This window comes from Flavobacterium sp. LM5, from assembly GCF_002017945.1.
GTDB classification, from domain to species: domain Bacteria; phylum Bacteroidota; class Bacteroidia; order Flavobacteriales; family Flavobacteriaceae; genus Flavobacterium; species Flavobacterium succinicans.
The window spans coordinates 1,205,048-1,228,685 of sequence record NZ_MUFX01000001.1; the positions used below are offsets into that span (position 1 = coordinate 1,205,048).

A 23,638-nucleotide genomic window follows, 5' to 3' on the forward strand; every position below is an offset into this window, starting at 1 on the left:
AACAATTGTTGTTATTAAGAGATAAAGGAGAAATTATTTTCCCCAAGAATTTATTAGTAATTCAAAGTATATATTAGAATCAAAAGAAAATTTTCATTTTATAACTTTTGATGACGGTTTAAAAGAACAATATGATTATGCGTTGCCCATTGTAGATGAATTAGAGATTCCTGCCGTTTTTTTTGTCAACTCAAGTAATTTGTCTGAAAAAAAAGTCAGTACCGTTCATAAAATACATCTTTTAAGGTCCATTCTTTCTTCAGATGAATTTTGTAAACAATTGTTTACTAGTAATGCTGTTGAAGTTTCAGTTTTAGATTCAAACCGAGCAAAAAATATTTATCAATATGATGATGAAAAAAGCGCCATTTTAAAATATGTTTTGAATTTTAAAATGAATTACAAAGCACAAGAGTCGGTGATAAACAAAATATTTGTTCAATATTTTGAAGAAGACGATGTGTTAGAAAATCTTTATATGAGTAAGGAATCCTTAACAGCTTTAGCTCACAGGGGCTTTTTAGGAAGCCACTCACATCATCATTATCCTTTAGGATTGTTACCTTTGGAAACTATAAAATTCGAAATACAAAGTTCCAAAACCATATTGGAAGAGATTACTAATACAAAAATTGAATTGATAGCCTATCCTTTTGGAACCAAAGAAGCCTGTACAGCAGATGTCGCTGAAATTGCAAAAAATGAGGGATTTAAATTTGGTTTTACTACTACACGAGGAAATAATTTAGGTTTGGAAAATCCTTTGTTGTTAAATCGATTTGATTGTAACGATATGCTCGGCGGAAAACATTATAAAGAATAGATATGAAAATAAGAGAGGCATCAATAGCTGATTGGACTAAATTAGAAATGTTTTTTAAAAACATTTACCGAGAGAATCATCCTTTACATAACATAGAATTTTGGGAGTGGCAGTTTGGAGATGTTAAGCACGGACGATCTTTTATAGCCATCAATGAAAAAGATGAAGTAGTTGGTCATGTTGGTGCAAATTTTGGAGGAGGAATTGCCTGGATAATTAATGTTTATTTGAATGAAGAATGTAGAGGTAAAGGAGTTTTAGGTCGTCTTTATGCATTAGCCAGAGCATATTTCCCATTAGCCGCTACAGCTGCTAATGAAGCTGGTCTTGGATTGTATAAAAATATGAGATGGTATCGCTATTATGACTTAGTTCGTTATGTGAAAATTAATCCTAATCTTGGAGATAAAAGTTTTGCAAATGTTTGTTTGCCCATCCAAGTTACGGTTGATAGTATAATTATTCGTGATAATCATTATTTTCTGCAGCCCTCAATAAAAGGTATCCAATTGAAAGGCGGCTCTACTGCTGTCAGTCAAGAAAATGTTGGAGGATTGAGAGTTGTAAATATTGAAAATCTGAACCTGTTAGAAGACCATGCCTTTGAGTTAGGATATCTTTGGATGGATTATATTACTTCTTGGAATGACTTAAAGACAAAAGATTTAGAGAAAAATGGATGGGTGTTGGATTATAAATCAGTAATTCCATGGCGATTGAATCCTGTTGAAGAAAATCGTTTTTGTGACATTACGTTTCTGTCCGAGGAACCGTTAGAAAGAGAGTTTGTCGTTCATAGGTCTTTTTCTGACCATGGAAGAGTTGGTAGTTTATAAATTTAAGTTTGATGGATAATAAAAAAATATTTATTCTATTACCTGACGGTATTGGTCTTCGAAACTTTGCTTATTCGGAATTTCATGCTATTGGAGAGAAAGAAGGTTTTGATCTTGTGTTTTGGAACAATACCCCTTTTGATTTAAAAACAATGGGTTTTGAAGAAATTAAAATTGGTAATTCCAAATCGCATCCACTGACCGAAATTTATAAAAATGCCCGCAAGCAAATCGAATTAAATCTGAATATCCGAAGGACTAAAGACAAGGTTTATGCTACCTATCGTTTTCCATTTTCGTATCACACTTTGAAAAAAGCAGTAAAAAGTTGCGCCACTCAAATGTTATCCTTTACGCATTCTTCTCGATTTGGATGGACTCGTATTCGGGAAAAAATTAAGCAAGAAGAGCGTAAAACTTTATATTATCACCAGTGTTTGGAAACTTTACAAAAGGAACGACCCGCCCTTGTTTTTTGTACCAATCAGCGTCCGATGACGGCTATTGCTCCTTTGTTGGCGGCACAAGAATTAGGAATACCGACCGCTACGTTTATTTTTTCATGGGATAATTTGCCTAAAGCGACGATGGTAGTCGAAACGGATTATTATTTTGTTTGGAGTGATTTGATGAAAAAGGAATTGCTGTCGTATTATCCTTATATCAAAGCATCGCAAGTATTTATCACTGGAACACCTCAGTTTGAGATTCATTTTAATGACAAGCTTTTAATCTCTAAGAATGCTTTTTTTAAACAAAACAATCTTGATCTCAATAAAAAATACATCTGTTTTTCAGGGGATGACTTTACAACCAGTCCTGATGATCCAGCTTATTTAGAGGATACTGCAAAAGCAGTTTTAGAGTTAAATAGTAGAGGATTTAATTTAAGTATAGTTTTTAGAAGATGTCCTGTTGATTTTTCAGATCGTTACGACTCAATTCTAACTAAATATTCAGATATAATTGTTGCTTTAGACCCACTATGGAAGCCTTTTTCATCTCAATGGAATACTATACTACCAACAAAAGAGGACGATTCCTTACTATCAAATTTAGTCGAGCACTGCGAAATGGTTCTTAATTTAGGTTCTTCTATGGTATTTGATTTTGTGTCTCATAAAAAAGCATGTGCTTATTTCCGTTACAATCAAAAAATACAATTGAATAAAAAATGGGACCTTTTAAAGTGTTATCAATATGTCCACTTTCGTTCCATGCCCAATAAAGAAGCTGTTTTATGGATCAATAGTCCAAATGAAATCTCGACTATCATTGAAAAAGGAATCACAACCCCTTCATCGGTAATCGAAAATGCCCAAAAATGGTTCGAAGTAATCAATCAACAGCCACCGCAAGAAGCTTCTCAACGCATTTGGAAAGCCATAAAAACTATCATTTCTAAAGAATAATGCTTTTCTTTGCACTTAAAAAAGTGAGTAGTATCAAAAAAATAAACAGATCCATTTTCATTATTAGTTTTTAAAATCTGTGTAGTCTGTGTAATCTGTGTTTTTTTGATTTAAATCACGTCTTTATTAGTATTGATACTATTCGTGTTTGATTTTTATTTTGAGTGAATTTTAATATAAAATATGTTTTTCAACTCCTTGGCTTTTGCCATTTTTTTACCCATAGTCTTTTTCTTGTATTGGTTTGCTTTTAATAAAACTAAAAACACCCAAAACGCTTTACTGATAGTTGCCAGTTATTACTTCTATTCCTGCTGGGATTGGCGGTTTTTATTCCTGTTAGTTTTCTCTACTTTTTTGGATTATTACACAGGTATCCGAATCGAAAAAAGCAACAATGATAAAGGGCGAAAGTTTTGGTTTTGGCTTAGTGTTATTGTTAACTTAGGATTTTTAGGGGTTTTTAAATACTTCAATTTCTTCTCGGATTCGTTGGCACACCTACTTACTTCTGTTGGGTTTAAAGCGAGTCCAATACTGCTTGATGTGATTCTTCCGGTAGGAATTTCTTTTTACACCTTTCATGGTTTGTCCTATGTAATTGATATTTATTACAAGCGTATTAAAGCGGAGTATAACTTTGTCGATTATTCTTTGTTTGTGAGTTATTTTCCTTTATTGGTGGCTGGACCAATCGAAAGAGCCACCCATTTATTGCCACAGGTCAAAGTACAACGTAGCTTCGATTTGGAAAAAGCAAAAGAAGGCCTGGCCCAATTCGTTTGGGGATTGGTCAAAAAAGTGGTCATCGCAGATACCTGCGCAACGTATGCCAACGCAGTTTTTGATAACTATCCGGCTATGAATTCTTTATCCTTGATACTTGGCGCTATTTATTTTGCATTTCAAATTTATGGGGATTTCTCAGGCTATTCGGATATGGCTTTAGGAATGTCAAAACTGTTTGGCATTGATTTGTTGAAAAACTTCAATTATCCCTATTTTTCTAGAGACATCGCCGAATTTTGGAGACGCTGGCACATTTCGTTATCGTCTTGGTTCAGGGATTATTTATACATTCCTCTAGGAGGTAGTCAAGGGGGTATGTGGTTCAAAATTCGCAATACCTTTATCATTTTCTTAGTGAGTGGTTTTTGGCACGGCGCTAATTGGACGTATGTAGTTTGGGGCTTATTGAATGCCGTTTATTTTCTACCTTTATTGGTATTGCAAAAAAATAGAGATAATACTGGTCCAGTAGTAGTTAACTTCGATTGGAAGGGATTACAAACTGTAGTAAACATCTTTATTACTTTTCTTTTAAGTACTATTGCTTGGGTCTTTTTTAGAGCGAAATCCATAACCGATGCGGTTTTGTATTTAAAGCAACTGGTTTATAATGGTGATTTTAGTTCGCAATATTTGTCTAACGAAAGGTATAATTACGAAATACTCCTTTTGATTGGTGCTTTTGTAGTGGTAGAATGGAACAACAGAAACCGAGTGGAGCCCTTATCAGGACGCTATAGTCTTGTGAAATTTGGTTTAGCCATCGCAGCCATTATGGCTTTAGGTACTTTTTCGGATTATAAGGAGTTTATTTATTTTCAGTTTTAAGAATAAAGCGTCTCGACTGCGCTCGACGTGACAGTTTGAGTCGAGAGTTTTGTTGTCAAATCGAGCGGAATCGAGATTGTTTTTATAAAGAAAAATTGCTGTTTAAAGGGGTCTCGACTGCGCTCGACCTGATATAGAGCATAAAATAACATAGGAATAAGATAGAATCACAAGAATCACAAATGAAACAATTTTTACTATATACATTAAAGATACTACTACTCACGATAGCCATCGCTGTGGTATTGGATTTTGGCTATACCAAAGTTTTTTTGCAATCCTCGAGTAGAGGAAAAATTGAAAAAGTTTTCAATTCCAAAGACGAAAAGTATGATGTAGTAATTTTAGGGTCATCAAGAGCGAACAATCATTTTGTGGCGCAAATGTTTGAAGACAAAGGGTTGAGAACCTTTAACTACGGGATGAGTGGCGGCCATTTGTTTGAAGCTTCCTTGTTGTTGAAACTAATGATAGAACGCAACTATCAAATTAAAAATGTCATTTTAGAAGCCGACTTGAATTTGTCGAACGACCATCAAGCCGAGGGGATATCGGCTAAATTCTTGCCGTTTCTTCACGAGTCCGAAACCATAAGAAGGCATTTTGAAAACGAATCCGATTTTATGGAACTGTATTATATCCCTTTTTACCGTTATGTGAAATACGATGCCAAAATAGGGGTTCGCGAGGTTTGGGATACTTCTAGAAATAAACCTACGAGTTTGTTAGACAATAAAGGCTACTACCCTCTAGGTAAAAAGTCAAATGCCAATATGAAGAATAATATTGCGAATTTGAACCCTTTGTCAAAGAATCAATATTATTATGAAATTAAGCAACTTTGTGAACAAAAAGGAATTAACTTTATTGCTATAATGACACCAATGTGTGAAAACACAAAAGGAATGGATTATTTTGATAAAGTAAAGGAGCTATATCCGGAAATTCACAATTATGAAAATGCAGTACTTGAGGATCAATACTTTTCATCTTGTGGGCATCTGAATGATGCTGGAGCGAGATTGTTTACAGCTAGAATTTTAAAGGATTTTTTTAATAAATAGACTATGCATATTGCTTTTTTAACTCCTGAATATCCTCATCCTCGTGTCGTACACGCAGCGGGAATTGGAACTAGTATCAAAAACTTGGTGGAAGCTTTAGTTACAAAAGGAGTGCAAGTTTCTGTTTTTGTGTATGGCCAAATGGAAACTGCAGTTTTTGATGAAGCAGGAGTTACTATTCACTTAGTAAAAAGTCAAAAATACAAAGGGTTTGGTTGGTATTTGCATCGAAAGTTTATTCAAAAATACCTCAATACTCATATAGTTTCAGAAAAAATTGATTTGGTTGAGGCTCCCGATTGGACGGGTATTACTGCTATTATGCATCTGAAAGCACCTTTGGTCATGCGTTTTCATGGGAGTGATACCTATTTTTGTCATTTGGAGAGAAGGAAGCAAAAGCAAAAAAATTATTGGTTTGAGAAATTAGCAATGATGCAAGCTAGTGCTTTTGTCGCTCCAACAGTTTTCGCAGCTGATGTGACCAAGCAATTGTTTGGACTTGCCCGCAAAAATGTAAAGGTTGTTTATAACGGATTAGACTTGAATGCATTTAAAAATGATGCGCCCTTGCTTTTTGAAAAAGGACTAATTTTATATGTAGGTACAATTATTCGAAAAAAAGGGGTTTTTGAATTACCTGAAATTTTTGATAAAGTGAGAAAAGCATTTCCAGAAACTAGATTGATGCTGATAGGAAGTGATGCTGCCGATATTCAAACGCAATCTTCATCCACATGGGAATTACTAAAAAAAGAATTTGAAGAGGAGGACCTAGAGCAAGTTTCGTATTTAGGAAAAATGCCTTATGACAAAGTACAAGAGTATATTCGAAAAGCCAATGTATGTATTTTTCCTAGCTTTGCTGAAACTTTTGGGATGGTAACGATTGAAGCTATGGCTATGCAAAAACCAGTGGTAAGTAATGATTTTGGATGGTCTCAAGAATTGATTACAGATGGTGAAAGTGGTTTTTTGGTAGATCCCAAAGCGCATGATGATTTTGCTAATAAAATAATTGAATTACTCCAAGACGAAAAGTTAGCCAATGCCATTGGTGCTGCCGCAAGAAAAAGAGTAGAGGCCGTTTTTGATATTCAAAAAATTGCCCAAGAGAATATTGATTTTTATGAAGCTGTAATTGGTAAATAGTGATTGTAATCTACCATAATACGAAGCAAGTTACTCGGGTTACATCAGATAATTCAGAGGTTATTGATTTTGATGGTTCAAAGTCAATAGCTTCGGTACTGATGCATTTAGCCATGCAATTTCCTGATATGACAATAGCCTGGTGTCATCAAGATTTTATGGATTTTGTAAACTGGAGCGAATTTCCAAAGGTTTTGCACCATGACAAAATTATGGTGTCATTTTCTCCGGCAATGGCATTGTATTTAGGTAGGGAAATTGGTTATGTTGAGGAATCTCCTTTTATCAAGGTGAATACACAAGTGAGCTATCCTACTTGGCAAATGAGTAGTGGTATCGGTGGGATTCATACGGCTGTTTTATTACAATTTAAAGGAAAAATTAAAGAGCATCGGGATTTTGATTATTTTTTAAATAGCATGGCGAAACTGGGGATGCCATTAGGTTTATGGTGTTATTCGGAGCCCAAATTAGTAACCAACTTTTCCCGATGCTCCCAACCTAAAGCAACTATTTTTACTCTTTTTCAATTTGTGTACCAGCATTATAAAACAAGGTGGTTGTTTTTATTGCTACTCAATTTGGTGATTTACGAAAAACGCTTGCCAATTTTCGCTTTTTTGAAGGCGCTATTTTATAAAAAGAGGAATACCATTGAAATGTCTTTGGACAGTATTGGGGTGCAGTCAAATAAAGAAGTGGTTCAAAAAGCAACTATTGATGTCATCATTCCTACTTTTGGTCGAAAAAAATATTTGTATGATGTTTTGCGAGATTTAGCCAAGCAAACCCATTTACCCAAAAAGGTAATTATAGTAGAGCAGAATCCACAAAAAAATAGTATTTCTGAATTGGATTATGTAAACAATGAAAACTGGCCTTTTGTTATAAAACACACCTTTACCCATCAAGCGGGGGCTTGTAATGCAAGGAACTTAGCCTTGGCTCAAGTGGAAAGTGAATGGGTTTTCTTAAATGATGATGATAATCGTTTTGAATCGGATTTAATTGAAAAGACTTTTGAAAACATCAAAACCTATGGCGCTAAATGTGTTACCAATTCTTATTTGCAGCCTCATGAAAAGTTGATTGATACAAGAGTAAATCAGTCTAGTATTTTTGGTTCGGGGAATAGTTTTTTGAAATCGGAAGTATTGAAGAGTGTCGCTTTTGATAGCGCGTTAGAATTTGGATATGGAGAAGATACTGATTTTGGGCTACAAATTAGGAATAAAGGAATTGATATCCTTTATTTTCCTACTCCCCCAATTGTGCATTTAAAGGCTCCAATGGGAGGTTTTCGCACCCAACCTAAATTGCTATGGCATGAGGCACCCATTCAGCCCAAACCGTCTCCCACTATCATGTATGTGAAGCAAAAGCACAATACCCGAGAACAAATTTTGGGGTATAAAACCGTTTTGTTTTTTAAATACTATAGATTGCAAAAGATCAGCAACCCATTTAGATATTATAGTAATATTCAAAGTCAATGGAATAAAAGTATTTTTTGGGCTAATCAATTAAGAAAAGTAAATGAAATTTAGTTTAATAATTTGCACCTACTTTCGTCTTCAGTCTTTGTTGCCATTGTTGCCATCGATTCGGGAGCAAACGTTATATCCTGATGAAATCTTGATTGTGGAAGAGCATATACATTAGGTAAAACACGATTTGGTCCATTCAGAATTTTCAGCAAACAGCAATTCGTTACAATGCTCTTGGTTTTGCTAATTGCATCGCACCTGTTTCTTCCTGTTTTTCCGTTTAAAAATGGTTTGCTTATCAAATTCAATCCATTTTAGGGAATTGTATTCACTAAAATTAATCAATTTCAGGGAGTCTTATTCACTAAAATTAGTCAATTTTGGTGAATTTGTGTGTTTTTGTCTATCTTTGTTAAAATTTTAGGTATGGAAATTAAGCGATATTTACTAGCACAAATTACAGCTAAACTATTTAAAGGTAAAGCAATAGTGTTAATTGGCGCTAGGCAAATTGGTAAAACAACCCTATTGCAAGAGCTATTATCGGGTTATGAGAATACATTATTCTTGGACGGAGATGATCGAGTAACGCGAGAATTGTTGCAAAATCCATCAACCGAAGAAATTAAAGCGATCATTGGTCAACACAAAATTGTATTTATTGATGAAGCACAACGCATTAGTACTATTGGTTTAACTTCAAAAATAATTGTTGATCAATTCAAGGAAGTGCAACTGATTGTTAGCGGTTCATCAGCCTTTGATCTTAAAAATAGGACGATTGAATCGTTGACAGGAAGAAAATGGGAATACCTTATGTTCCCTGTTAGTTGGAAGGAATTAGAAAATACAATAGGCTATGTCAAAAGTTTACAACAACTCGATTTGCGATTGGTGTATGGTATGTATCCCGAAGTCATTACGCATCCCTCTGAAGAAAAAGAACGATTAAAACAACTGGTAGATAGTTATTTGTATACGGATCTGTTGGCTTTTGCCAACATCAAGAAACCAGAGGTTTTAGAAAAATTACTCAGGGCCTTAGCCTATCAAATGGGGAGCGAAGTCTCGTATAATGAATTGGCAAAATTGCTAAACGTGGATAAAAATACTGTAGCTAATTATATTCAGATTTTAGAAAAAGGCTACGTGATTTTTACCTTGAACGGTTTTAATAAAAATTTACGCAACGAATTGAAATTTGCCAAGAAAATCTATTTTTGGGACAATGGGGTACGCAATACCATAATTAATAATTTTAATGGCATGGATCTACGAAATGATGCCGGTCAGCTATGGGAAAATTTTGTCATTTCGGAGCGAATGAAAAAAAATAATTACGAAAACCCTTGGCTCAAAAGTTATTTTTGGCGTACCACCACGCAACTGGAAATCGACTATATAGAAGTTGAAAATGAGCAAGTAAAAGCATTTGAATTAAAAAACAATGAGCATGCCAAAATAAAAAAGTTTGAAAAATTCAAAGAAGCTTATCAAACCGATGTGAATGTGATACATAAGAAAAATTTTAGAGATTTGTTACTTTAAGTTGATATTAAAAATTAGAAATACGATGCCGCTTTCCCTCATTATCTGCACCTACCTTCGTCCTCAGCCTTTGTTGCAATTGTTGCAATCGGTTCGGGAGCAAACGTTATATCCTGATGAAATTTTGATTGTAGATGGCTCCACCAATGCTGCAACCGAAGTAGCTTTAAAAGAAAATCCATTCCTCAATTTGCAGTATTTTGCAGTTCCACCCGAACATCGGGGGTTGACCAAGCAACGTAATTTTGGTATTGCCAGAGTTGCTGCCGATATGGAAGTGGTTTGTTTTCTAGATGATGATACCGTTTTAGAAAAAGACTATTTCGAGCAATTGTTAAGCACTTACAAAAAATATCCACAGGCTCTTGGAGTAGGCGGGTACATTCATAATGAGACCCAATGGGCATGTGTTGGAGAAAATGATCAGCCTACAATAAAAGAATTTTATTTTGAAGGATGGAAAAGAAAAGACGGTAGTCGTTTTGTTTTAAGAAAAAAACTAGGGTTAGATAGCGATTGCACTCCTGGATTTTCTACTTTGTTTTCACACGGAAGAAGTGTGGGATTCTTACCACCAAGTGGTAAAACGTACGAAGTAGAACAATTGATGGGTGGGGTTTCTTCGTTTAAGAAAAAGGTATTTGAAACCCATCAGTTTTCAACCTATTTTGAAGGCTATGGCTTGTATGAAGATGCCGACTTTTGCCTGAGAGTAGCTAAAACAGGTAAATTGTATCTGAATACAGCCGCAAAATTGAACCATTATCACGCAGTATCCGGCCGACCCAATCAATTTCATTATGGCAAAATGGTAGTGCGCAATGGTTGGTACGTTTGGCGGATAAAAAATCCAAAACCATTTTTTAAAGATCGATGGAAGTGGCATGCAATTACTTTGCTATTGACTTTCATTCGATTTAGCAATACCTTTACTTCAAACCAACGTAAAGCGGCATTTACTGAAGCTTGTGGAAGAACAGTAGGGTGGTGGAGTTTGATGTTTAATAAACCGAAAATCAACAAGTGATAAGTGCAAATGTTGTAGTTTTAATAATGTCATTTTAATACAATAAACAATTACTATTATTTTAAAATTATAAATAAGATGTAAATTAGGCGCGAGTACTTTTTTAAACTAGATACAAATCTAAATTTTTCATTTTTGCGTTGAATTTAAGAGTGCTAGCTTAAAAGGTGAATTTTTAAAAAAAAATATAAAAAATAAGTAAACAAAATAATTAATGAAGTCATTAGAGGCCATTGTTGAAACCAACAAAAAACAAGCGGAGTTTTATAATACTAAAAGGAAAAATGTACCAACTAAAATATGGTCTTATTTTAGAGAGAAAACCCTGAAAAATATTAGAAAGGAGATTGGTATTTTGAATCAGTGTTATGATTTGCATAAAGTTTGGTTTGGAGATTTACAAAATAAAAAAGTTTTAGATTTGGGATGTTATGCGGGCAACAATTTAAGTATGTACTTGGCAGAAAATAGTAAGGAATATATTGGGTTAGATTTAAGTGAGGTAGCAATAGCGAAGTTGAATCAAAGATTAGAATCTACACCTACGGCTAAAGCTATGGCAGCTGATTTTTTATCGGATGTAGATTTTCAAGACAAAGATTTTGATTTGATTTATGCCTATGGGGTATTGCATCATTTTGAAAATCATCAGGTACTTATCCAAAAGTTAAATGATAAATTAGCAAGGGGAGGGCAAATTATTAGTTATGATCCATTGGAAACGAGTTGGCCCATAAAAATTATGCGAAGGATGTACCGTCCATTTCAAACCGATGCGGCTTGGGAATGGCCTTTTACTAAAAAAACGTACTATGCTTTTGCAGATGCTTTTGAAATTAAAGAGCGACATGGTATTTTTGGAAGAGCTAAATGGTATTTTCTATATCAATTTTTGCCATTATCTGATACTAAAAGAACAGAAATTGGAATTGCGATGCATCAAAAGGATTGGGTGGAATCGGAGAAAAAGGACAGCTATTTATTTGATTGTATGCACGTGACGATGTTGATGCAAAAAAAATAATTGAAAATGAAATTTGCCATCATCACACATGTCCTGCACAAAAAACTAGGCAATCAGTATTTTGCCTACGCTCCTTATGTCAGAGAAATGAATGTTTGGGCGAAGTATGTCACGGAGTTCATGGTAGTTGGAGCGGTTAAGGAGCAACAGCCCACCCCGATTGACAGTTGCTATAGTCATCCTTCTATTTCTTTTTTTGAAGTGGATACCATTGATGTGCTTACTTGGAAGTCAAGAATAAAGGCTTTTGTTACACTACCGAGGATCGTTTGGCAAATTTTCAAAGCCATGTACCAAGCCGATCATATTCATTTGCGTTGTCCCGGCAATATTGGATTATTGGGGTGCTTTGTGCAAATCTTGTTTCCGAGTACACCTAAAACCGCAAAATACGCTGGCAATTGGGATCCAAAAGCGAAACAACCTTGGAGTTATCGCATCCAAAAATGGCTGTTAAGCAATACATTCTTAACCCGAAAGATGAAGGTCTTGGTCTATGGAGAATGGGAAGGAAACAGCAAAAATATTCAACCCTTTTATACGGCCACTTATTGGGAAGCCGAGAAAGTACCGCTAAAAACGCTTACTTTTGCAGGACCTATTCGGTTTATTTTTGTAGGGACCTTGTCGCAAGGAAAACGTCCGATGTATGCTGTAGCCTTGGTGGAAGCCTTGTCTAAAAGAGGGCATGAAGTGCATTTGGAGTTGTATGGCGAAGGGCCAGAGCGAAAGGTTATCGAAGACTATATCATAAAAAATAAATTAGAAGCCTTGATTACCTTACAAGGAAATCAATCGCAAGTAGCCGTGAAAATAGCCTATCAAAACAGTCATTTTGTAGTGTTGCCCTCCCAAAGTGAAGGATGGCCTAAAGCCTTGGCTGAAGGTATGTTTTGGGGATGCGTAGCTGTTGCTCCGCCCATTTCTTGTGTGCCCTTTATGTTGGGTCATGGCAATCGTGGGGTTTTGTTGCATATGCAATTGGAATCTGATGTAGCACAACTAGAGCAGCTTTTGAATACTGAAGTGGTGTATTTTGACCAAAGAAAAGCCTCGGCCAATTGGTCTAGAAACTACACTTTGGATCGCTTTGAGAAGGAAATAAAAGAAATAGTTAAGACAGAATAAAATGAAGAAGTATTTGATAAGTGTTTTATGTTTAGGGATTCTTACACTAATTATTATTAATTATAGAACTCCATTTTTTCAGAAAGACGCAGGTGGTTGGTCTATTGGATATGGTGGTTCAACAATGTATCCTGCAGAGATTACTGTAAAATCGAATCCTATTTATTCGATCGAAAAATTGAAATTACAAAATGACAGTACCGTATTTTTAGCAGATCCCTTTTTTGTAAAAGAAAAAGACACTTTTTATCTGTTCTTTGAACATAAAAAGACAAAATCTAATGCTGATATAGGTTTGCTTACCTCAACGGATGGGAAAAATTATACTTATAGAGGAACGGTCCTTACCCAAAAATTTCATCTTTCTTATCCACAGGTTTTTAAGTATAAAAATGAATTTTATATGTTGCCTGAATCTAAACAAGCCAATGCAGTTTTATTATACAAAGCCCATCATTTTCCTTTTGATTGGAGAGTTTGCGATACGTTGCTTTCTAATGTCAGATTAAAAGATCCATCAATTTATGTTTCGGATTCCCTTAATGTTATGGTAGCTTCTGATGATAAGTTGAATATGTATCTCTATCAGGCGGATTCTCTTTTTGGAAAATGGCAACTTCATGACAAATCAATTGCAATTATGGGAACCGAAGCCAGGGCAGGCGGCCGTTTTTTTGCAGATGCTAAAGGGTTGATTTTACCAGTCCAAAACTGTACTGATGGCTATGGCTATGGTTTGTCGCTGTATCGATTCTCTTTTAGTAAGGATAGCTATTCAATGAAAAGAGAAATCCCCTTTTTCTTAAAAGCACAAATTGATATCAAAGAGTTTAACGCGGGAATGCATCAATTGGATATTCAACAATTGGGCCCCAATGAATTTTATTATGTTTATGATGGAAATCAACTAATCAGTGATTCAAAAAAACTTAATGTTTGGGGGCCAATAAAATGGACTTATATCGATTTAAAAAATTGGATTTTTAACTAATGCGCATTGTACAACTTATAGATTCTTTAGAAGCCGGCGGTGCTGAACGGATGGCGGTGCATTACGCCAATGTGCTCGCGGATGAAATCGAGTTCTCTGCGTTAGTAGCTACTCGAAAGGAAGGGCCTTTAGTGCAGCAAATTGGTACCAAAGTAGCTTATCTTTTTCTACATAAAAAGAAACCACTAGATTTTGGTGCGCTAAGGCGCTTGCGGTCTTTTGTGTTACAACATGAAGTGACGCATGTGCATGCTCATAGTACTTCCTTTTTTTTGGCCTTTCTTTTAAAACTAAGTCTTCCTTCGCTAAAAGTGATTCGACATGATCATTATGGGAATAATGAATTTTTGGGATCTCGTCCCATTTTTGCTCTAAAAATAACAGCGCCATTTTTTGCTGGAGTGATTGCGGTAAACAGTAATCTTAAGACATGGACACAAACTCGTTTGAAGGTTATAAATGTGATCTATTTACCTAATTTTTCACAAAAAGCGACCCATCAGGAAAGGTATACCACTTTGCTTGGAAAGGAGAATAAACGTATTGTATGTTTGGCTAATTTGAGGGTACAAAAAAACCATTTATTACTTTTGGAGGTGGCAGCTCTACTGCAAAAAACACATCCTGATTGGACCTTTCATATGGTAGGGAAGGATTTTGAGGATGACTACGCTGCCGAAATTAAAAGTAAAATTCAGGAGTTAGCATTGCAAAATCAGGTATTTTTGTACGGGTCTAGAACCGATACCGCAGCAATTTTGCAACAAGCGACTATAGGAATTTTAACCTCGGTTTCTGAGGGCTTGCCGTTATCAGTGTTAGAGTATGGGATGCATCAATTACCTGTTGTGGTTACTGCCGTTGGTGCTTTGCCCGATATGATTCAGCACGCAACCAATGGTTTGTTGGTGCCTAATAACGATGCTGCTGCTTTTGCCGATGCATTAACGCTCTTAATTGAAAATGAGACCTTGCGAAAAGAAATGGGAGTCGCTTTTTACGCCACGGTTCAGGAGCAGTTTGGGGCAAACGCTATTGTTGCCCGCTATTTGAACTGGTTAGTCACACTATAAAATGAAGGAAGAAGAAAAAAAATATTTGTTTTTATTGGCTTTACATGCTTTTTTAGGGATGATACTCTTTGCTGTCCCACTATTGAGTAAAGTATACGGCATTGCTATTCTTGTTTTTGGCATCTACTATATTGTTCAAAGTAAAAACCGGAACAACGAGGCCTTGTTAATGGCGGCTTATGCTATTAGTGCAGAAATTATCTTACGGATGACAGGTGGTGCTTTTGTCAATGAATATGGAAAATATTTGGTGATGCTTTTTTTGTTGCTAGGGATGCTTTTTTCTGGATTTTCGAGAGGAGCCTTGCTCTATTGGCTCTTTTTATTTTTTTTGGTGCCCAGTATGGTGTTGTCTACCATGATTTTGGACTTGACATCGGATGTAAAGAAAGCTATTGTTTTTAATATTTCAGGCCCAATTTGTTTGGGTATTTCTGCCATTTATTGTTTTAAACGTACACTTACTTTTCAACGTTTGTTGGGAGTAGTTACCGCTTTTTCTTTGCCGTTACTCATCTTAGTGACGTATTTGTATTTTTATACGCCGAATATTCAAGATGTGGTGACAGGAACACAGTCTAACTTTGAAACTTCTGGAGGATTTGGTCCCAACCAAGTATCAACCATTTTAGGGTTGGGTATTTTTATCTTTTTTGTGCAATTGCTTTTAAATTCATCCAACGGTTTATTGCAATTGATCAATGGTGGATTGGTATTGGTTTTTGCTTTTAGAGGTTTGGTTACTTTTTCTCGTGGAGGAGTTTATACTGGAGTGGCCATGATTTTAGTGCTGTTAGCGATCTTGTATTTTCAAGCCAATTTTCAAACGAAACCTAAAATTGCAGCAATTATAGTGTTCTCTTTTGTGGCGACTTTGGCGGTTTGGAGTTATAGCTCTGTAAAAACGAGCGGGTTGTTGGATAAACGATATGCCAATCAAGATGCTGCGGGTCGGGAGAAAAAAAGCCAACTTTCTGGAAGGGAAGTTTTGATGGAATCTGAGTTACAAATGTTCTTCGATCATCCTATTTTAGGGGTTGGCGTTGGAAAAAATAAAGAACTGCGGCAATCGCAAACGGGTATAGATTTAGCCACTCACAATGAACTGACCCGAATGTTGGCTGAACACGGTAGCTTGGGGGTAATTTGCTTGCTTATATTATTTTTGACTCCACTTTATTTGTTTTCCGTAGATCGGCAGAATGTGTTAGCCCTTTCTTTTTTTGTTTTTTGGCTGTTGACCGTCAATCATGCTGCGATGCGTTTGGCTGCTCCAGCTTTTGTTTATGCCTTATCCCTTTTAAAAGTTTATCGTGAAGCACCTGTTGTACATCGGGAATAAATTGGCCCAAAAAGGCAATAATCCTACTGGAATTGATGTTCTTGGCCCATTACTCGAAAAGGAAGGCTATCAGGTAAGTTATGCTTCTTCTCAAAGCAATAAAATCTTGCGTTTTTTCGTAATGCTATTCAAAACTTTAACTACTAAAAAACCAGATTGCGTTCTTATAGACACCTACAGTACTACTAATTTTTGGTATGCCTTTTGGATCAGTCGTATTTGTAAGATCAGAAGCATCAATTATATTCCAATTTTACACGGCGGCAATTTACCCCAACGATGGGTAACACATCCTAGATATTGTAAACTTTTATTTCATCAAGCGTATTGCAATGTTTGCCCTTCGGAGTATTTAAGGCAGGCGTTTCAAAAAATGAATTGCCCTAAATTAGTGTCAATACCTAATGCAATAGCAATGGATTCGTATTCTTTTAAAAAACGGAAGGCGCTTCGACCTAAGATATTGTGGGTTCGCGCTTTTGCGGAGCTATATAATCCGCTAATGGCTATAGCAGTACTAGCTGATTTGGCCAAAAACTATCCTGAAGCCGAATTGTGCATGGTTGGGCCTGATAAAGAAGGAAGTCTTGAACCAGTGAAAAATCTAGCCGCATCGTTAGGGTTGACCGTTACTTTTTTTAGTCAGTTACCCAAGTCAGCGTGGGTAGCCCTTTCTGAAGACTATGATTTTTTTATCAATACGACCCATTTTGACAATATGCCTGTTAGCGTCATCGAAGCGATGAGTTTAGGGCTAGGCGTAGTTTCTACTAATGTAGGTGGTATGCCTTTTTTGATCCATGATCAGGAAGATGGGCTTTTAGTGCAGGATAATGATGCGTTGGCCATGAGCGAGGCGCTTCAGTTGTTACTTAAAAACGCTTCTTTGTTCGGAGAGATGACCGAAAAGGCAAGACGTAAAGTGACTTTGTTTCATTGGGAAGTTGTGAAAAAAAGTTGGAATGACATCCTACAAAATCCTTATTTGTAAGGATTAAATTTACTAACTTGCACCTCAATACCACGTTTATATGTTCAAAAGTAAAATCCATTTTGAGCTTTCAGAACGAAAGCTGTTGTTGCGTATCGTAGATATTATTGTCGTGCTTTTGGGGTTGTATGTACTGACGTTTTTTTTTACTATTTCTTACTTTACTTTTTCAAAGGCAAATTTTTATTGGACAGTTGTTTTTTCGGTTTATTTGCTCTTGTTTGGAGGAATTTTCGAAATGTACAATTTACAAGTCGCAAGCAATGCTTTTGAGATTTTAAAAAGTACTTTATTGACCACTTCATTGACTGCTCTGGTCTATCTTTTTACTCCGATTTTGTCTCCAAAATTACCGGAAACGCGACTTGAATTACTTCTATTTTATTGTACTATTTTTATTTCGTTATATGTTTGGCGTATTTTTTATGCGCGCTTTTTGGCGAGTAATCGTTTTGCTCAAAATGTAATTTTAATTTGTGATAAATCGCAATTGCAACAATTAGTGCTGGATTTACAAGAAGCGGATCCCTATTACCGAATCATTGGCTACGTGAATTCGGATGTTTCAAATACCGAGGAATTGACAAAAGGGCTTAAAAGAGAAATTCCGATTGACAAATTAAAAAAATATGTTACTAGGTATAAGGTGTCGGAGATTGTAGTGGCTTCTCAAAAAACGGATGGCATTACTACCGATTTGTATCATGATTTACTGCATTTATTAGAGTCAGGAATAAGTATTAGGGAGTATGTTCATGTTTTTGAAAACAAAACAAAACGGATTCCTGTACATCAAATAGAACAAGATTTTTACCGTTTTTTCCCTTTTAGCAGAAGTAATAATAATAAGTTATACCTCTATCAAGTTCGTTTTTTCGAATTGATTACGGCTTTTGTTGGTCTGTTACTAGCCGCGATGATGGTTCCTTTTTTGCTGGTGGCCAATTGGTTTTGGAATCGTGGTCCTCTGTTTTATACCCAAGAACGCGTGGGTAAAGATGGCGTAGTGTTCGAAATCTATAAATTTAGAAGTATGGTAACGCATGCGGAGGTGAATGGTGCCGCATTTTCAAAAATGGGAGACACAAGAGTGACGCCTTTTGGGAAATTTTTGAGAAAAACACGTATCGACGAATTTCCTCAGTTTTTGAATATTCTTAAAGGGGATATGTCTGTAATAGGTCCCCGTCCGGAGCGTCCTATGTTTGTTGAAGAGATTGCTGCGATTATGCCTTTTTACGAAACAAGGCATATCATAAAACCCGGTCTAACGGGATGGGCACAAGTGAATTATAATTATGGGGAGTCCATTGAAGAAAGCTTGATCAAATTGCAATACGACTTATATTACATCAAACATCGAGGGGTTTTTATTGATATGAATATTATTTTTAAAACCATTTCTACTGTGATTTTTTATAGAGGGCAGTAGGGTGTAGAAGTGAGAGGTGAGAAGTGAGAGGTGAGAAGTGAGAGGTGAGAAGTGAGAGGTGAGAAGTGAGAGGTAAGAAGTGAAAAGGTGAGAAGTGAGAAGGTGAGAAGTGAGAGGTAAGAAGTGTGTACGCTGAAGATGAGTGAGCAGTGAACAGAAGGCGTAAGCAAATTTAATGGGAGCGTACTTGTATTCTATATACTAAAAGTGAAGTAATCCCAAGCAATGGTGTAATGATTAAAAAAGGAGCTTTGTTTATTATAACTAGGGTGTATAAAGCAAAACAAACCCAATTGAAGTAACTTAGGTACTGCGTCGCTTTTTTGTTTTTTCTTAAAGAAAAGAATACCAAAAGAAGCAAACTGGGATTGAATAATAACACATTGTAGTTGTTGGCCAATTCAGGGTGCAAGGAATAAAAACTCATAAACAGGAAGAACACTCCCAAAATTCCCATTAGTGTCAAAAAAGACAACATGATGCCTCTTTTTTTCCAAAGTGCTACTACTAATAAAAAACCGACATAACTGTACCAATTATTCCACCAAGAAGTGGCGGTTGTTGGTGCTATATCTACTGTTTTAATTGCTGGCGCTGCTAATGATTGGTTTTGATACCGCGCCTTTTTTAGACTTTCTAATAATTCAAATGGAAGAAAAACGGTGGATGCTTTTTGATCTACTTTGGTTCCAAAAATAATACTCGTACCCAATTGTTCATAAAAATGATGGTCAAAGTAAGGGTACAATACACTTCTATAAGTAGCCTCGGATTGATTTGTTTTTGTAATGATATTTTTTCCAAGCGCTTCGTTTACTACATCCACTACCATAGTGGTGCAATTTCTATCAATAAACTTGTAGGTATAAAACCGTTGTTCTGATTGTAAGGTTGTGTTGAGGTTTTCAAAAATACGTTGCTTTACGGGCGCACTGATTTGTAATTTTTGTTCATAAACACTACGCCCCTCGTATTGGTATCGATTGATAAAATCTGAATAGGAGTCGGCAACTACAAAATATTGTAAATCGCCTTTGGCAAATTTGGCTACAAAATTAGGAGTCGAAAAATCAAAAGCTCCATAATTATACACTACATCTATGAATTGTACAGGATCACTAATTCGAATCGCGGTATGACCAAATAAGGAATAGGATTCATTTCCAGTGGCACAGGTCAAAATACTAATGTTAGCTTTTGGAGAAAGTGGTAAGGCTTGACTAGAAGCCCAAGCACTCCAAAGCAAAAAAACAGGTAGAAAAAATTTACGTACAGCAGTAGTAGTTGAAATGATGCAATTCATGAAATAAGCAAGATTAGTAGGCGGTGTAAAAATAGCGCATTCTGTTGACTTGTTGGTATTCGCAAAGAAAAATATATTTAAGTTATAGCTCTGTATTGTAGCCTACCGCCTGGATACATCTTCTGATAGGCCACAGATGCCACGGATTGAACGGATTTAAACTAATAAATTTGTTGTGGTGAAAAAAAAAATGTGTTGAAAAAACATAAGTTTTGTAAATAATATTTTTAATATACAATCAAAAATCAACGATAATCTGCCCAATCTGCGTGCCATTTTAACATAAAAATATTTCTGTCCAGACGGTGGGTATTGTAGCGTAAAGAGGGGGAATTGTTTTAATTGTTTAATCGTTTTAAACTTTGCGTTCTTTGTGGTTAAATAGTGAGTTAGGATTTGTAGTAATTTGGTTCATTGTTTTAAACCTTTGCTTTCTTTGTGGCAACTATTTTTACCACAAAGCAACACAAAGACAAAACACTTGAGCCATAACTTGATAACTGAAAACTTAAAACCGAATAACTGATATTACCTTCTAAATTGTCCCAAATCAACTTTTACCGAAAAGATATTAGAGTACAAAGCCACGCCAGTACTGCCTAAATTGGTTAAAGCATAATCTATTTGAATGCCTTTGTATTGAAATCCGAGTCCAATATTGGGTTGAAAATCGGTTTTGGTACTAGTGTCTAATTGGGTTACTTTTTGGAAATTTCCTACTCCTGCTCTCAAAAAAACTAGGTCGGTGTAGCCCAATTCAAAACCAAAGGCGGGATCAATACTTACAAAATCAGTAGCAATAATGTCATTGGTTTTGGCAAAACGCATGTTGAGGTTCGCAGCGGCCAAAAGGCTGTAGTCGTAATGAAAAATAAATTTTTTTGCCAGACCCAGTTGGGCTTTTGGTGCTGTGATTTCGGTGCTTTCTGGTAAATCTTGGTTTTCTCCAGGTATGGCATTGGCGATGGATTGGTACTTTTCTTCGTCAATATTCCACACATTGTAGGTGGTCGTGATGTCGCGAATCAGCAAGCCAAACTGCCAATTGTTGCGTTCAAATTGCAAGCCTACATCAAAACCAAAGCCCCATGAATTGGCAAAGTCACCTATAATGCGGCGGACCACTTTGGCGTTGATGCCGTATTGGAAGCCTTGCACAGGCAATTGTCTTGCGTAGGAAAAGGTAAACCCATAATCGGCAGTCGAAAATAACGAGATCCGATTGTAGTCGATGTTTCCTTGATTGTCGATTAATTCGGTGGTGTTTAAGATATCGTCGACCCCAAAACGAATGAGCGAAATGCCCCAAGCGCTTTCTTCGTCGATGGGAGCTGCGTAAGCCAAATAGTCATATTGAGCGATGTTGGCAAAATAATTCGCATGCATGGCGGCCGCTTGATGGTCTTCGAGATGTATCAAACCTGCAGGGTTCCAATAGCCAGAATTGACGTCAGCGGTGCTAGCTACGGCAGTATTCGACCTTCCCAAAGCTGCGGCATCCACCCCGATATTGAGAAATTCATTCGAATACTTTCGAACCGATTGTGCAGCACAGGACAAGGTGAGGAGTACCAAAAAAAAGGGAACGATCTTTTTCAAAAGTAAAATAGGACTAGTTGAGTGAATATTTTCTTCAAAAATAGAATTTTTTAGGGAGCTTATTCTTTACTTCATAGAGAATTCCGTTTTCTTTGCGTGTTGCAGCCGAAACTCTACTCCAAAACGTATTTCTTTTTCAGTTATTATCTTACTTTTGCGTCTACATAATTTAATCTGAATCCCAATGACTATTAAGAAACACATTCCCAATATCATTACATTATTGAATTTATTCTGTGGGTGTATCGCCTTGACTTTTGTAGTACAGCAAAAAGCTGAAATGGCTTTTTATTTTGTGTGTTTGGGGATATTTCTAGATTTTTTTGATGGTTTTTTTGCGCGACTTTTTAAAGTCTCCAGTCCTTTGGGTTTACAATTGGATTCATTGGCCGATATGGTTACCAGTGGTGTAGTGCCTGGATTAACTTTATTCTATATGATGCTCAACGCTTTCGGTTTGCAGCTGAGTGATCCTTTTACTGTGGAGTATGCCTTAGCCTTTTTAGGTTTTTTGGTCACTTTGGGCTCCTGCTACCGATTGGCTAATTTTAATATTGATACCCGACAAACGGACTCTTTTATTGGTTTGCCGACGCCTGCTAACGCTTTGTTTATTTTGAGTCTGCCACTGGTTATTCAACATGTTGATTCGTTTATGCTGTTTGAAATTCTATCCAATTATTGGGTACTATTGGCCATAGCTATAGGAAGTGCTTATATTTTGAATGCCGAAATTCCTTTGTTTTCTTTGAAAGTTAAAAAAATGTCGTTCAAAGAAAATAAATTGACTTTTTTCTTTCTTGCCGTTTCTCTTTTATTGTTGGTTGGCCTTCAATTTTTAGGTCTCCCTTTAGTGATTCTTTTCTATGTGTTGCTTTCAATTGTAACTAATAAATGGCAAAAGCCATAGCTTGTTGCGCATGAGAAAAACTACGAAAAGATATACCAAACGCTCTTCCAGTAAAAAAGTAAATAATGGAATGGTTTTGCTTAAAAAAGGCTTGTGGGCTGGAGTCCTTCTCCTTTTTTTGGTTTTGATAGGGTATCATTATCGCACGGCTTTTGCTTATTATTTGGGTTTTAAATCAGATAAGATAAGTAAAACCGATGTTTTTTCGGAAGCCAGAAATTTGCGAGTACTCGAAAAACATGACGGCAAAACCGTTGGAATAGATGTATCAGAATATCAAGGAAAAATCAGTTGGTCCTATGTCGATACGATTGAGAATCAATACCCTTTGCATTTTGTTTTTATCCGGGCTACTGCGGGCAATAATGCTGTAGATCGTCAATTTAAGCGCAATTGGGAAGGCGCTAAAAAGAACAAAATGATTCGTGGTGCGTATCATTATTATCGTCCTAATGAGAATTCCCTAGAGCAAGCAGCGTTGTTTATCAAGACCGTTCATTTACAAACGGGAGATTTACCTCCTGTTTTGGATATTGAAAAGCTACCCAAAAATCAATCCATGTCTAACCTCAAAAAAGGATTGCGAAGATGGCTGCAAGCTATCGAAAATCATTATAAAGTGAAACCTATTATTTACACGGGGGAAAAATATTATGATGATTTTTTGAAAGAAGAATTCAGTGATTACCTCTTCTGGATTGCCAATTATAATTTTTATCGAGAAGAAATTCAAAACGATTGGCTTTTTTGGCAATTTACCGAAAAAGCAGCAGTTCCTGGCATAAAAGGAAATGTCGATGTGAATATTTACAACGGTGATTTGCAACAATTGCAATTTATTACCGTTGAGTAGATTGGAGAAGGAGGTGGGTATGTTAA

The 23,638-nt window shown here is 36.1% G+C and carries 20 protein-coding genes; 18 read left to right on the forward strand and 2 right to left on the reverse strand.

Features of this window, described 5'->3' with window-relative positions; translation table 11 throughout:
• The first annotated feature begins 70 nt into the window (after positions 1–70).
• The 16 genes from BXU11_RS05150 (at position 71) to BXU11_RS05225 (ending at position 18,947) form a co-directional block, all read left to right on the forward strand.
• Positions 71–823: a polysaccharide deacetylase family protein gene (locus tag BXU11_RS05150; RefSeq protein WP_369803200.1), complete on the forward strand. Its 753-nt coding sequence runs from the start codon at positions 71–73 to the stop codon at positions 821–823.
• Between the two features lie 2 nt (positions 824–825).
• Entirely contained in the window at positions 826–1,659 is an 834-nt protein-coding gene (locus tag BXU11_RS05155; RefSeq protein WP_078211244.1) for a GNAT family N-acetyltransferase, read from the forward strand.
• 11 nt (positions 1,660–1,670) lie between these two features.
• On the forward strand, positions 1,671–3,071 hold the full coding sequence (locus BXU11_RS05160; RefSeq protein WP_078211245.1) for a UDP-glycosyltransferase: 1,401 nt from the start codon (positions 1,671–1,673) through the stop codon (positions 3,069–3,071).
• Positions 3,072–3,254: 183 nt separating this feature from the next.
• Positions 3,255–4,688 (forward strand): MBOAT family protein, encoded by a 1,434-nt coding sequence (locus BXU11_RS05165; protein ID WP_078211246.1) that lies wholly within the window; start codon positions 3,255–3,257, stop codon positions 4,686–4,688.
• A gap of 182 nt (positions 4,689–4,870) precedes the next feature.
• Complete coding sequence (locus tag BXU11_RS05170) at positions 4,871–5,752, forward strand: hypothetical protein (RefSeq protein WP_078211247.1); 882 nt, start codon at positions 4,871–4,873, stop codon at positions 5,750–5,752.
• A gap of 3 nt (positions 5,753–5,755) precedes the next feature.
• The gene (locus BXU11_RS05175; RefSeq protein ID WP_078211248.1) at positions 5,756–6,904 is read left to right on the forward strand and encodes a glycosyltransferase family 4 protein; all 1,149 of its coding nucleotides are present in this window, start codon (positions 5,756–5,758) and stop codon (positions 6,902–6,904) included.
• A complete protein-coding gene (locus tag BXU11_RS05180; protein ID WP_078211249.1) occupies positions 6,904–8,451 on the forward strand; it encodes a glycosyltransferase family 2 protein in 1,548 nt (515 codons plus the stop codon). The genes BXU11_RS05175 and BXU11_RS05180 overlap by 1 nt, the downstream gene beginning before the upstream one ends.
• A 366-nt stretch (positions 8,452–8,817) precedes the next feature.
• Complete coding sequence (locus BXU11_RS05185; RefSeq protein WP_078211250.1) at positions 8,818–9,939, forward strand: ATP-binding protein; 1,122 nt, start codon at positions 8,818–8,820, stop codon at positions 9,937–9,939.
• Positions 9,940–9,964: 25 nt separating this feature from the next.
• Positions 9,965–10,966: a glycosyltransferase family 2 protein gene (locus BXU11_RS05190; RefSeq protein ID WP_078211251.1), complete on the forward strand. Its 1,002-nt coding sequence runs from the start codon at positions 9,965–9,967 to the stop codon at positions 10,964–10,966.
• A gap of 214 nt (positions 10,967–11,180) precedes the next feature.
• Entirely contained in the window at positions 11,181–11,990 is an 810-nt protein-coding gene (locus BXU11_RS05195; protein WP_078211252.1) for a bifunctional 2-polyprenyl-6-hydroxyphenol methylase/3-demethylubiquinol 3-O-methyltransferase UbiG, read from the forward strand.
• Positions 11,991–11,996: 6 nt separating this feature from the next.
• On the forward strand, positions 11,997–13,118 hold the full coding sequence (locus tag BXU11_RS05200; protein WP_078211253.1) for a glycosyltransferase: 1,122 nt from the start codon (positions 11,997–11,999) through the stop codon (positions 13,116–13,118).
• Between the two features lies 1 nt (position 13,119).
• On the forward strand, positions 13,120–14,109 hold the full coding sequence (locus BXU11_RS05205) for a hypothetical protein (protein WP_078211254.1): 990 nt from the start codon (positions 13,120–13,122) through the stop codon (positions 14,107–14,109).
• Positions 14,109–15,182, forward strand: a complete 1,074-nt coding sequence (locus tag BXU11_RS05210; RefSeq protein WP_078211255.1) for a glycosyltransferase family 4 protein — start codon at positions 14,109–14,111, stop codon at positions 15,180–15,182. The genes BXU11_RS05205 and BXU11_RS05210 overlap by 1 nt, the downstream gene beginning before the upstream one ends.
• 1 nt (position 15,183) lies before the next feature.
• Positions 15,184–16,524, forward strand: coding sequence for an O-antigen ligase (locus BXU11_RS05215; protein WP_078211256.1), 1,341 nt, complete (start codon positions 15,184–15,186; stop codon positions 16,522–16,524).
• Positions 16,496–17,515 carry a glycosyltransferase family 4 protein gene (locus tag BXU11_RS05220; RefSeq protein WP_139363444.1) on the forward strand — a complete coding sequence of 340 codons (1,020 nt, stop codon included), beginning with the start codon at positions 16,496–16,498 and terminating at the stop codon, positions 17,513–17,515. The genes BXU11_RS05215 and BXU11_RS05220 overlap by 29 nt, the downstream gene beginning before the upstream one ends.
• Before the next feature lie 40 nt (positions 17,516–17,555).
• The gene (locus BXU11_RS05225) at positions 17,556–18,947 is read left to right on the forward strand and encodes an exopolysaccharide biosynthesis polyprenyl glycosylphosphotransferase (RefSeq protein WP_078211258.1); all 1,392 of its coding nucleotides are present in this window, start codon (positions 17,556–17,558) and stop codon (positions 18,945–18,947) included.
• Between the two features lie 172 nt (positions 18,948–19,119).
• Here the strand turns inward: BXU11_RS05225 and BXU11_RS05230 are convergent, their stop codons facing one another.
• Both BXU11_RS05230 and BXU11_RS05235 read right to left on the reverse strand, forming a co-directional pair.
• The gene (locus BXU11_RS05230) at positions 19,120–20,250 is read right to left on the reverse strand and encodes a DUF4105 domain-containing protein (RefSeq protein WP_078211259.1); all 1,131 of its coding nucleotides are present in this window, start codon (positions 20,248–20,250) and stop codon (positions 19,120–19,122) included.
• 528 nt (positions 20,251–20,778) lie between these two features.
• Entirely contained in the window at positions 20,779–21,810 is a 1,032-nt protein-coding gene (locus BXU11_RS05235) for a PorV/PorQ family protein (RefSeq protein ID WP_051536676.1), read from the reverse strand.
• A gap of 223 nt (positions 21,811–22,033) precedes the next feature.
• On the opposite strand from BXU11_RS05235, the gene BXU11_RS05240 reads away from it, so the two are divergent.
• Positions 22,034–22,759 (forward strand): phosphatidylcholine/phosphatidylserine synthase, encoded by a 726-nt coding sequence (locus tag BXU11_RS05240; protein WP_139363445.1) that lies wholly within the window; start codon positions 22,034–22,036, stop codon positions 22,757–22,759.
• A gap of 10 nt (positions 22,760–22,769) precedes the next feature.
• Positions 22,770–23,612: a glycoside hydrolase family 25 protein gene (locus tag BXU11_RS05245; RefSeq protein WP_078211260.1), complete on the forward strand. Its 843-nt coding sequence runs from the start codon at positions 22,770–22,772 to the stop codon at positions 23,610–23,612.
• The last annotated feature ends 26 nt before the right edge of the window (positions 23,613–23,638 follow it).